Here is a 10973-nt window from a genome sequence, read left to right as displayed (position 1 = left end):
TTAACGTATCTTTCATCTCGTGAATCTTCTATAATCATAAATTTTTCTTGTAGTGTCATATTGTTCTCCTAATGGCAGTGTAGCACTTTTGGTTAATTTTTCAAGACTAATTTATGAAACGACCGTGGTTAAATCAAGTGATTAACTTGAATTTTCTGAAAATTATGGTAAAATGGTAAAATAATTGTCTTGTCCGACGATACGTTATAAGATGAGGTCATCAGCTAACGTTAGAGGTCTGACATAAATAAATATAAAATGGAGAAAAGCAATGCAAATTATTGTCAACGGCTTGATTCTCGGGAGTGTCTATGCGCTGATTGCGCTTGGTTACACCATGGTTTACGGGATTATCAAGCTGATTAACTTTGCGCACGGCGATGTTTATATGATGGGCGCTTTTATGGGCTACTATTTGATTAACAGCTTACACCTGAACTTTTTCATCGCCTTGATTTTATCAATGGCGGGTTGTGCCCTATTAGGAATGGCTATCGAATTTCTAGCCTATCGTCCTTTGCGGAAATCGACTAAAGTCGCAGCTCTGATTACGGCAATCGGTGTGTCATTTTTACTTGAAAATGTCATGATTTATTTCGTAGGCTCTGCCTCACGCCAGTTCCCGAGTGCCATCAAAGTCACGAAATATAGCTTTGCGGGCATTACCATTACCAATGTTCAGTTGATGATTTTGGTAACAGCTGTCATTTTGATGGTACTCTTGCAGCTCATCGTCAAGAAAACGAAGATGGGGAAAGCCATGCGCGCGGTCTCTGTTGAGGCTGATGCTGCCCGTCTCATGGGGATTAATGTCGATCGGACGATTAGCTTTACCTTTGCCCTAGGTTCAGCGCTTGCGGGTGCAGCTGGTGTCTTGATAGGTCTTTACTACGGCTCTATCGACCCACTCATGGGCATGGCGCCGGGTCTTAAAGCCTTTGTCGCTGCCGTTCTCGGTGGGATTGGAATTATCCCCGGTGCTGCGCTTGGTGGGATTGTTATTGGCCTACTCGAAACAGTGGCACAGTCCTTGCCGGGTAAACTTTCATGGGTTGCAGGTTACAAAGATGCCGTGGTTTACGCTGTCCTCATTATCATTCTTTTAATTCGTCCTGCCGGCATTCTCGGCAAAAACGTGAAAGAGAAGGTGTAGGCTGATGAAAAAAAATCTAAAAACAAACATCATCTGGCTGGCGATTATTGCCGCTGTTTATGCGCTGCTTTTCGCCCTGATTAGCGTAGGCATTATCAATGCCTTTGTCGCACAAATCATCACGCAAATCGGGATTAACCTGATTGTTGCTGTCGGCCTCAACCTCGTCATCGGCTTCACGGGACAATTCTCCTTTGGTTCGGCTGGGTTCATGGCGATTGGTGCCTATACCTCTGCCATCGTCACTGCACGCATGGCGCCAACTTGGGGGACGATTTTCTTGTCAATGCTGATTGGCGCGCTTGTTGCCGGTGTCGTTGCGGTCATCGTTGGCTATCCAACGCTCCGTTTGAAGGGGGACTATCTGGCGATTGCGACACTGGGTGTGTCAGAAATCATTCGTATCCTCATCATGAATGGTGGCGATTTGACTAATGGCGCAGCAGGTCTATCAGGGATTATCCTCTTTACAGACTGGGGCATGACCTTCATCTTTGCCGTTACCATCATTGTTTTGATTCTGAACTTTATCAATTCGCCATCAGGTCGTGCGACACTTTCAGTACGTGAGGACGAAATCGCCTCTGAATCCATGGGTGTCAACGTCACTCGCGTCAAAGTCATTGCATTTACCCTCGGCGCCATGGTGACAGCCATTGCCGGGAGTCTGTACGCAGGTTTCATCGGAACGGTCACACCGAAAGATTTCACATGGATGAAATCTGTTGATGCCTTGATTATCGTGGTACTTGGTGGTTTAGGATCTATCACAGGGACCATCATCGCAGCCATTATCTTAGGTTTACTGAATATGTTCCTCCAAGATTTCGGCGCTATCCGAATGATTATCTACTCACTTGTTCTAATTCTCGTGATGATTTTCCGTCCGGGTGGTCTGCTTGGCACATGGGAATTCAAACTCTCACGTTTTTTTAATCAAAAAGAAAATAAGGAGGCTAAATAATGGCACTTCTTGAAGTTAAAAATCTAACGAAAAATTTCGGTGGTTTGACGGCCGTCGGAGATGTTAATATCGAACTTGGCGCTTCTGAGCTTGTTGGCTTGATTGGCCCAAATGGTGCGGGCAAAACGACATTGTTTAACCTTTTGACGGGGGTGTATGAGCCATCAGAAGGCACGGTGAATTTAGATGGTAAAATCCTAAACGGTATGCCGACTTATAAAATCGCTGCTGCGGGTCTATCACGGACCTTCCAAAATATCCGCCTGTTCAAAGATTTGAGCGTGCTGGATAATGTTTTGATTGCCATGGGGACGCGTAAAAAATCTAAACTCATCGAGTCATTTTTCCGCTTGCCGGGTTATTATAAGCAAGAAGCAGAGATGACAAAAGAAGCGTTGGAATTATTGGCTATCTTTGATTTAGATGTCAAATATGACAGTCTAGCGAAAAACTTGCCTTATGGTGAACAACGTCGTTTGGAAATCGTTCGGGCGCTTGCGACACAGCCTAAAATTTTATTTTTAGACGAGCCAGCAGCTGGTATGAATCCGCAGGAAACAGCGGAGTTGACAGCTTTGATCAAGCAAATTCAGCAGCAGTTTAACATTACCATTCTCTTGATTGAGCATGATATGAGCTTGGTGATGAATGTCACAGAGCGGATTTATGTGCTGGAATACGGTCGTCTGATTGCACATGGGACACCAGACGAAATCAAAAATAATAAACGCGTTATTGAAGCGTACCTAGGAGGAGAAGCATAATGGCGATGTTAGAAGTAAAAAACCTTGACGTCCATTATGGTGTCATCCAAGGTGTCCGTGATGTCTCTTTTGAGGTCAATCAAGGCGAAGTTGTATCCCTGATCGGGGCCAATGGTGCTGGAAAAACCTCGATTCTTCGAACGATTTCAGGTCTTGTGAGACCTTCTAACGGTACGATTACCTTCGAAGGTCAAGAGATTCAAAAAACACCCGCTCAAAAAATCGTGGCGAGTGGTCTGTCTCAAGTGCCAGAAGGTCGTCATGTTTTCCCGGGTCTCTCTGTCTTAGAAAACTTGGAAATGGGTGCTTTCTTACGTAAAAATCGGGAAGAAAATACGCAAAATCTTAAACACGTCTTCCAACGTTTCCCGCGTCTGGAAGAACGTAAAAACCAAGATGCGGCAACCCTTTCAGGTGGCGAGCAACAAATGCTTGCCATGGGTCGTGCCTTGATGAGCCAACCGAAACTTTTGTTGTTGGACGAGCCATCAATGGGTTTGGCACCCATTTTCATTCAAGAAATTTTTGAGATTATCAAAGACATCCAAAAACAAGGGACGACGGTTTTATTGATTGAGCAAAATGCCAATATGGCACTCTCAATCGCTGACCGTGGTTATGTTTTGGAGACAGGTAAAGTCATCTTATCTGGTACCGGTAAGGAATTACTGGCCTCTGATGAAGTCCGTAAGGCTTATCTGGGTGGCTAACAACCCTCAAAAGGCAAGATATAAAATATCGGCTTTTGAGATATAGAGTAAAAAATAAAACGACGGGTTCCCTCACCCCGAAAATCAAAAAGGAGTAACATGTTTAATCAAATTACCTCAAAAGCAGGACTCTACGGTGTCTTGTTTACAGCAACGTTCTTTTTGGCTGCATGGGCAAATATCAATGTTGGTATTGTCTTTCAGCCAATGCATATCTTTAATTTTGAATTGACCCTAACGGGTGGAGATATTTTCTTTCCTTTAGTCTATATCATTAACGATTTGGCAGCAGAATTTTTCGGTAAGAAAAAAGCAATCAAATTATCAGTTATCGCATCACTTTTGTTTACAATATTGGCAGTGATTTCTTACATGACGACTTTTGTGCCAAACATCAGTCCTGAGTACGCATCAGCAGCAAGAGTGCTCTTTGCCTTTAGTCCAAGAGCAGCGATTTCAGGTGTCATTGCCTTATTAGTCGGGACTACCTTAAATGCTTATGTCTTTGAAGCCATGAAAAATCGAGGTGCAGGCTTTAAGCGGCGCGCTTGGGTATCGACGATGATTGGTGAATTGGGCGATTCTGTTTTAGTCACTTTTTTGATGTTTGCTGGCTTGATGCCGATGTCTATTTTGATATCAATGATTGTGACGCAATATATTTTGAAACTATGTGTGGAAGGTATTCTTGTCGCACATACTGAGAAAATTGCCAAACAATTACACCGACAAATTCATGACTAAAAAATTAAAAGTAATCATTGATTGTGATCCCGGTATTGATGACATGCTCGCCATTCGTTATGCGCTCAGAACTCCTGAAATTGAGGTGCTAGGCTTTAGTGTGGTCAGTGGTAATGTTGCTGATGATAAGGGTGTTAATAATCTAAAGGAAATTTTATATCAGGAAAATCGGTTTGATTTGCTCATTCATATTGGGCGAGGCAGACCACTCGTTAAATTTTTTAGAGATGCCGAAGATACACATGGGCAATATGGTTTAGGGTATTTTAGTGATTATCATTTACTTGATAAGACAATTGCAACTGAAAGCGCCAGTGAATTTTTACTAGCACATGCGGACTGTACCATTTTAGCGCTAGGACCATTGACGAATATCGCAGATAGTTATTTACTTAATCCAACACTTGCCAAATCTTTTAAGATCATTAGCATGGGTGGTAATCTCTATGAGCAAGGAAACATGAGTGAGTTTTCCGAGTACAATTATTGGGTAGATCCAGAAAGTGCTAAGCTTGTTTTAAATCATCTCGATGTGATCATGGTAGGTCTTGATGTGACGAGAAAACTTAAATTCTATCCCGAGGATGTTGTTGATGAAACAGATTTAGAAATCTTACGTTTTTATTTTGAATTTCACCAAAAATATGAAAACTTCTATGGCGCAGTTATTAATGATCCACTGGTTGTTGATTATCTGCTATATCCTGACGATTATAGTTGCCAAAAATTAAGGCTTGACGTGTTAATCGAAGAAGGCGAGCATCGGGGGCAGACGATTGTCTCACAAGATAATGATTACCGTTTGAATCAGGCTTTAATAGCAGTGTCGGATATTAGTAAGATAAAAGCACGGATAAAAAAACAAGTCTTGAATTAATCAGTCAATAGTATGGTTAAAACATAAAGTACGAAGTTATGATGCGCTTGATATGAATAATCGTGGTAAAATAAAGCTAAAGATATAGGTTGTGTTCAATCAAGCAAATAGGAAAAGGAGTAACAATTATGGCAGTAAAAGATTTTATGACCAAAAAAGTCATCTACGTCTCTCCAACGACTAAGGTAGCAAAAGCTGCTGATATCATGAAAGAACAAGGGATTCACCGACTACCTGTGATTGAAAATGATAAATTAGTCGGACTAGTGACAGCTGGCACGATAGAGAAAGCAAGTCCTTCCGTGGCAACCTCTTTATCAGTCTATGAGATGAACTATTTACTGAATAAAACAACAGTCGGCGAAGTGATGATTCGTGAAGTCTTGACGATTTCGAAATATGCCTCATTAGAAGATGCCGTCTATCGCATGCGTCAAAATAATATCGGTGTCTTGCCAGTTGTAGATAATGAACAAATCAGCGGTGTGATTACAGATAAGGATGTTTTCGGTGCTTTTTTGAAAATCGCAGGATACGGTGAGGCAGGTGTTCGTGTACGTCTGCTCATGCCTGATGTGATGGGCTCATTGGCAAAAGTAGCAGATCTTTTGGCTGAAAAAGCCTTGGATGTCAGAAGTATCGTCCAAATCAATACTGAAAACAAAAAAACTGTTGTTGAGATGCAGTTGACAGGTCAACTCAGACCAGAAGAGATTGAGCAAGCTTTTGTTGCAGCAGGATTTGAAGTTGACGAAATTCACGAAACTGAAAATAAGCTAGTTAGATAAAGCACTGCGCAATTTCAGATAAATATGATAAAATAGACGAGTAAGTCTATTTTTTATAGCATAAAATACCCTGTAAATAAAGCCTTTGAGCGGCCTCAGTTCGCGAATGACCCCGCTTGAACGAAGCGCCAGCGAAGGTCAAGTTTTAAGCTTTTGCGAAATAAAAGCGCAGAAAGCCTTTGAGCGGCCTCAGTTCGCGAATGACCCCGCTTGGACGAAGCGCCAGCGAAGGTCAAGTTTCAAGCTTTTGCGAAGTAAAAGCGCAGAAAGCCTTTGAGCGGCCTCGGTTCGCGAATGACCCCGCTTGGACGAAGCGCCAGCGAAGGTCAAGTTTTAAGCTTTTGCGAAGTAAAAGCGCAGAAAGGAAGAATTATGTTTTACATTTACCTTAGAAATTTCGTCGCCTTCCTCTTGTGGATGCTCAACGGCAATGCGCACTACCATAACAAAGATAAAATTTTAGACCCGTCTGAAAATTATATCCTCGTCGCCCCACACAGAACTTGGTGGGATCCCGTTTACATGGCCTTTGCGACCAAGCCTAAAGAATTTATCTTCATGGCAAAAAAAGAGCTCTTTAAAAATGCCTTTTTCGGCTATTGGATTGAGAAGTGTGGTGCCTTCCCGATTGACCGAGACCATCCGGGACCTAGCACCATCAAATATCCTACAAAAGTCCTCAAAACCTCTAACCGTTCATTGATTATGTTTCCTTCTGGCTCTCGTCATTCGACAGACGTCAAAGGCGGTGTTGCCGTCATTGCCAAAATGGCGAAAGTCCGTATTTTACCTGCTGTTTACCAAGGGCCGATGAGTTTCAAGGCTCTGGCGAAACGCGAGCAGGTAGATATGAATTTCGGGAATGCTATTGATATTTCGGATATCAAAAAAATGGATGAGGCAGGTATCGCTGAAGTTGCACGCCGTATCGAATCAGAGTTTGACCGTTTGGATGCCGAGTTAGAAGCGACAAAAGGCACACATCGTCGGATGATTTTTGGTTATATCCCACGTTTGATTTTGCTGATTCCAGCCATTATCATTACACTGCTAACTGTCCTCTTTACCATGGTGGCAGCACCTATTCATAAGAAGTTGAAAAAATCATGAGCTGTCATGGTTTTTTTATTTTTTTAAAACTTAAGGCTTGACAAAATCAAGTGTACCACCTATAATGGTACATATAATACAAAAAGAAAGGATGACCATGAATAAATTAGCGATATATGAACAACTGGCTTATCAGATTAAGCATGAGATTGCGGCTGGCATTATTCAACCCGGGGATAAGTTGCCGAGTGTGCGAAAGTTTGCGCTGGAAAAACAAATTAATCCCAACACAGCGGTCAAAGTGTATAAGACTTTGGAAAATGAAGGTGTGATTATCTCGATTCCTAGTAAGGGTAATTTTGTAAGTGATGATGCTGAACAATTACAAAGTTTGCGTATGGCAGAGCTAACAGAGAATTGTCGTGACTTGCTACAAGAAATGCGAGATAACCATATCAAAAAAACGGCTGTTTTAAAATTAGTAGAAGGAGTTTATCATGACTTTGAGCGTTAACAATGTAAGCAAAACAATTGAAGGCAATCCGATATTAGAAAATGTGACCTTTGACATGGTAGGTGGCAGTATCCTTGGTCTTGTCGGGCGTAACGGTGTTGGGAAAACGACATTAATGCGACTGATTGCCGGTGAAATGCAGCCAGAAAGTGGTCAAATTCAATTTGATGAAATGGGTCGAGCCTCTGTTTTTTATCTGGATACCTTGTCGAATTGGATGCAAAGTTACACGGCGATAGTGGCAGCAGATGTTTTAGCAGTTTTTTATCCTAAATTTAATCGTGAGCGTTTTGAAGAGATACTCTGCTCACAAAAGTTACCTTTGAATAAAACCATCGCAAGTTTTTCAAAAGGACAAAAGGCTTTGATTTATATCGCGGCAGGTATTGCCAGTCAAGCTCACTATTTGCTATTTGATGAACCCTTAGATGGTTTGGATGTCTTTGTCAAAGATTACTTTAAGACCTTGTTACTTGAAGCGGTGGATGAGGGACGCGGTGTCATCATTGCCACGCATAATCTAGCTGAATTAGACAGTCTGGCAGATAGAATATTACTGATTAATGACAGCTATGTCATTGAGCAAGAAAATGAGACGGATATTGTCAAAATTCAATTTGTTTATGAGGGGGATGAACTCGCGTCTAACTTGACAAATGTTGCGACAATCCTTGAAAAAAGAGGGCGTGTCTATGTGGCTTTGATTTCAGAGTCGTTGATCCCTGCGATTTTTACAGATACAACGACCTATAAATTTGTCGAGATTTTATCTGTGACGACTGAGGATATTTTCAGAAAGGAACTGGGGTAAGGTTAATGAAAAATGTAATGACAGCATATTATAGATTACGTAAGGGATGGCTAATTGCTTTTTACAGCCTTATTATTCTAGCTGGTATGGTCGGCATGGTCGTGGATAGTGGCAACTGGCATACTTGGGAAAAACAATTTGACAAGTATTTCTCTGCGAAAGAATATTATCAAATCCGTGATTACTTAGGGACAGAACAGGCGAGTCATATGGATGTTTATGACAAATATGAAGGCGCCAATGACTATCTGAATCTGATTATTTCTGATAGCGATATCGACGGTGAAGTTGTCAAAAAACAGGCTGGTGTGTCACCTAGTGCTTATTATAAACTGATGCCGGCTAAGTTTGAAACATTTAGAGAGCGTCAGCTGGCTTACTACGTACCAACGGATAGACATGCCTATAAAGATGGCTTTGCCAGTAGCAATCAAATCTTGGTGAGTCGACCAGATAAATCTATCGAAGTTTCCTTAAATGCTGTTGCCTTAATTGGTGCCCCACTTTTAGTGATTGTTGTTATCTATAGTTTGATGTTGATGTTTGATCAATGGAAGAAATTACCTGCTTTCATGCGATCTAGGACTGGTCATGCTGGTTTTTTACTCACTACTCAAGCCGTGTATTGGCTAATTATCCCCTTTATTTTAACAATTTGTCTGTCTGTTTTAACACAATTAACACGGTCTATGTTTATCCCTGCGAAGTTTGTAGTGATTCCTTGGTCGGCTATCCTGAATTATTCAACAGATTTCCTAGCTCAGATGTTATTGCTAGTGATTTTAGCGAGTTTTGTTCACGCACTGGTTGGCAACCCAATCTATAAAGTCATTACCTTTGTTTGTGCCCTAGCTGTTTTTGGAATGACACTCAGTGTAATATATGGCTTAACAGGCGTTAGCGTTTTGAATAATTTAAGCTACTTTGAATTTTTGCTAGCAACTGCTATCTTAATTCCCGTGACAATCTGGCTACAGTCCAAGTATTCGTTAGAGCAAGATAGTTCTTATATCCGACTGCCAAAGCTGAGGTTAGCGTTCTATCTGTTGATTGTTTTCTTTACGATACTCGATTTTCTTGTACCATTGCTCGCTTTGCGAGGGAATAACTGGAACATGGTGGATTCTTTGATTTACACGATTGTCCCTATTGTTATCGTCATTTTATTTGCTAAATTAGTTCTGAATAAAGATATTCGGCATCTGCTTTCAAAATAAGAATTAGCACTCTGAAAAAAGAGTGCTAATTTTTTTGTCAAAATTGGTCAAACATGGTAAAATGGATGTACACTAAAAAATACTAATTGAAATAAAAGAGGTTTTGCCTAAATGAATAACACAGAATACTACGCTCGTCTGGGCATCAGCAAGTCTGCCAGCCAAGACGAAATCAAAAAAGCTTATCGTAAATTGTCGAAACAGTACCACCCAGATATTAACAAAGCAGCGGGTGCAGAGGACAAATATAAGGAGATTCAAGAGGCCTATGACACGCTAGGTGATGAACAAAAACGTGCAGCCTATGACCAGTATGGCACAGCTGGAGCCAATGGCGGTTTTGGTGGCTTTGATGGCTTCTCAGGCGGCGGTTTCGGCGGCTTTGACGACATTTTTTCATCATTTTTCGGTGGCGGCGGTGCGCAAAGCAATCCGACTGCGCCACGTCAAGGTGACGATTTACAATATCGCATGAAGTTGAAATTTGAAGAGGCGATTTTTGGTGTTGAAAAAGAAATCAGTTATCCACGAGAGCAAGCCTGTCATACCTGTCATGGTAATGGTGCGAAACCGGGTACGCAGCCCATTACTTGTGCCAAGTGTGGTGGTCGAGGCCAAGTACAAGTGGCGCGTGACACACCACTTGGTCGTGTGATGACGACAGCAACTTGTGATGTGTGTCGTGGTACTGGTAAAGAAATCAAAGAAAAATGTTCAACTTGTCATGGCTCGGGTCATGAAAAACAAGAACATAAGGTTAAGGTTAAAGTGCCAGCGGGTGTTGAAACAGGTCAACAAATGCGGATGCAAGGTGGCGGAGATGCTGGCGTCAACCAAGGCCCTTATGGCGATCTCTATGTCGTCTTTGATGTCGCAGCATCTGATAAATTTGAACGTGATGGCTCTGAAATCTTCTATGATATGCCGATTGACTTTGTTCAAGCGGCGCTTGGTGATGAAGTTGAAATCCCGACCGTTCATGGCAAGGTTAAGATGAAAATCCCAGCAGGCACACAAACCGGTCAAAATTTCCGTTTACGTGGTAAGGGGGCGCCTAAACTTCGTGGCACAGGTATTGGCGATCAACACGTTATCGTGAATATCGTCACACCTAAGAAACTCAATGATGCTCAAAAAGAAGCGTTAGTAGCCTTTGGCAAAGCAAGCGGTCAAAGCGTTTCAGCACAGAAACCAGAAGGTTTCTTTGATAAGTTGAAAAAAGGAATTTAAGTAAAACATGATACTGGAAGCGGTGCGACGCAAGTCGCAAACTTTCGTAGAAAAATAGGAATTTGAGGTTCTGCGCTTGCGCAGGTTCTACAAATTATCTTTTTTCTTAGAAAGTTAGCTATAAGTTCAAAGCACATGATACTGGAAGCGG

The 10973-nt window shown here is 41.8% G+C and carries 12 protein-coding genes; all 12 read left to right on the top strand.

All coding sequences use genetic code 11. The features are described 5' to 3' along the window. The first annotated feature begins 271 nt into the window (after positions 1 to 271). Positions 272 to 1153, top strand: a complete 882-nt coding sequence (locus tag ACYQ21_RS07020) for a branched-chain amino acid ABC transporter permease (RefSeq protein ID WP_460056882.1) — start codon at positions 272 to 274, stop codon at positions 1151 to 1153. A 4-nt stretch (positions 1154 to 1157) separates the two neighbouring features. Further along, complete coding sequence (locus ACYQ21_RS07015; protein WP_460056876.1) at positions 1158 to 2117, top strand: branched-chain amino acid ABC transporter permease; 960 nt, start codon at positions 1158 to 1160, stop codon at positions 2115 to 2117. Beyond that, the gene (locus tag ACYQ21_RS07010) at positions 2117 to 2881 is read left to right on the top strand and encodes an ABC transporter ATP-binding protein (RefSeq protein WP_460056874.1); all 765 of its coding nucleotides are present in this window, start codon (positions 2117 to 2119) and stop codon (positions 2879 to 2881) included. The genes ACYQ21_RS07015 and ACYQ21_RS07010 overlap by 1 nt, the downstream gene beginning before the upstream one ends. Beyond that, positions 2881 to 3591, top strand: coding sequence for an ABC transporter ATP-binding protein (locus ACYQ21_RS07005; RefSeq protein WP_460056872.1), 711 nt, complete (start codon positions 2881 to 2883; stop codon positions 3589 to 3591). Before ACYQ21_RS07010 ends, ACYQ21_RS07005 begins: the two co-directional genes overlap by 1 nt. A gap of 99 nt (positions 3592 to 3690) precedes the next feature. Beyond that, the gene (locus ACYQ21_RS07000) at positions 3691 to 4335 is read left to right on the top strand and encodes a queuosine precursor transporter (protein ID WP_460056869.1); all 645 of its coding nucleotides are present in this window, start codon (positions 3691 to 3693) and stop codon (positions 4333 to 4335) included. Beyond that, on the top strand, positions 4328 to 5212 hold the full coding sequence (locus ACYQ21_RS06995; protein ID WP_460056867.1) for a nucleoside hydrolase: 885 nt from the start codon (positions 4328 to 4330) through the stop codon (positions 5210 to 5212). The genes ACYQ21_RS07000 and ACYQ21_RS06995 overlap by 8 nt, the downstream gene beginning before the upstream one ends. Positions 5213 to 5340: 128 nt before the next feature. Then, positions 5341 to 6000: a CBS and ACT domain-containing protein gene (locus ACYQ21_RS06990; protein WP_460056864.1), complete on the top strand. Its 660-nt coding sequence runs from the start codon at positions 5341 to 5343 to the stop codon at positions 5998 to 6000. 372 nt (positions 6001 to 6372) lie between these two features. Beyond that, a complete protein-coding gene (locus tag ACYQ21_RS06985; RefSeq protein WP_460056861.1) occupies positions 6373 to 7110 on the top strand; it encodes a lysophospholipid acyltransferase family protein in 738 nt (245 codons plus the stop codon). Between the two features lie 97 nt (positions 7111 to 7207). Further along, a complete protein-coding gene (locus ACYQ21_RS06980; protein WP_460056858.1) occupies positions 7208 to 7564 on the top strand; it encodes a GntR family transcriptional regulator in 357 nt (118 codons plus the stop codon). Beyond that, entirely contained in the window at positions 7548 to 8375 is an 828-nt protein-coding gene (locus tag ACYQ21_RS06975; RefSeq protein ID WP_460056855.1) for an ATP-binding cassette domain-containing protein, read from the top strand. Before ACYQ21_RS06980 ends, ACYQ21_RS06975 begins: the two co-directional genes overlap by 17 nt. A 5-nt stretch (positions 8376 to 8380) precedes the next feature. Then, the gene (locus ACYQ21_RS06970) at positions 8381 to 9592 is read left to right on the top strand and encodes a hypothetical protein (protein ID WP_460056853.1); all 1212 of its coding nucleotides are present in this window, start codon (positions 8381 to 8383) and stop codon (positions 9590 to 9592) included. 111 nt (positions 9593 to 9703) lie between these two features. Further along, positions 9704 to 10822 (top strand): molecular chaperone DnaJ, encoded by a 1119-nt coding sequence (gene dnaJ, locus ACYQ21_RS06965; RefSeq protein ID WP_460056850.1) that lies wholly within the window; start codon positions 9704 to 9706, stop codon positions 10820 to 10822. The last annotated feature ends 151 nt before the right edge of the window (positions 10823 to 10973 follow it).

It is taken from the genome of Pseudolactococcus yaeyamensis, from assembly GCF_054658615.1.
This window is presented reverse-complemented; position numbering and strand designations above follow the sequence as displayed.

Excerpts from the sequence above, each read along its gene's own strand:
- ACYQ21_RS07010 (WP_460056874.1), top strand. The coding sequence starts at position 2,117 with ATGGCACTTCTTGAAGTTAAAAATCTAACGAAAAATTTCGGTGGTTTG.
- ACYQ21_RS06985 (WP_460056861.1), top strand. The coding sequence starts at position 6,373 with ATGTTTTACATTTACCTTAGAAATTTCGTCGCCTTCCTCTTGTGGATG.
- ACYQ21_RS07005 (WP_460056872.1), top strand. The coding sequence starts at position 2,881 with ATGGCGATGTTAGAAGTAAAAAACCTTGACGTCCATTATGGTGTCATC.
- ACYQ21_RS07015 (WP_460056876.1), top strand. The coding sequence starts at position 1,158 with ATGAAAAAAAATCTAAAAACAAACATCATCTGGCTGGCGATTATTGCC.
- ACYQ21_RS06980 (WP_460056858.1), top strand. The coding sequence starts at position 7,208 with ATGAATAAATTAGCGATATATGAACAACTGGCTTATCAGATTAAGCAT.
- ACYQ21_RS06990 (WP_460056864.1), top strand. The coding sequence starts at position 5,341 with ATGGCAGTAAAAGATTTTATGACCAAAAAAGTCATCTACGTCTCTCCA.
- ACYQ21_RS06995 (WP_460056867.1), top strand. The coding sequence starts at position 4,328 with ATGACTAAAAAATTAAAAGTAATCATTGATTGTGATCCCGGTATTGAT.
- dnaJ (WP_460056850.1), top strand. The coding sequence starts at position 9,704 with ATGAATAACACAGAATACTACGCTCGTCTGGGCATCAGCAAGTCTGCC.
- ACYQ21_RS07000 (WP_460056869.1), top strand. The coding sequence starts at position 3,691 with ATGTTTAATCAAATTACCTCAAAAGCAGGACTCTACGGTGTCTTGTTT.
- ACYQ21_RS06975 (WP_460056855.1), top strand. The coding sequence starts at position 7,548 with ATGACTTTGAGCGTTAACAATGTAAGCAAAACAATTGAAGGCAATCCG.
- ACYQ21_RS06970 (WP_460056853.1), top strand. The coding sequence starts at position 8,381 with ATGAAAAATGTAATGACAGCATATTATAGATTACGTAAGGGATGGCTA.
- ACYQ21_RS07020 (WP_460056882.1), top strand. The coding sequence starts at position 272 with ATGCAAATTATTGTCAACGGCTTGATTCTCGGGAGTGTCTATGCGCTG.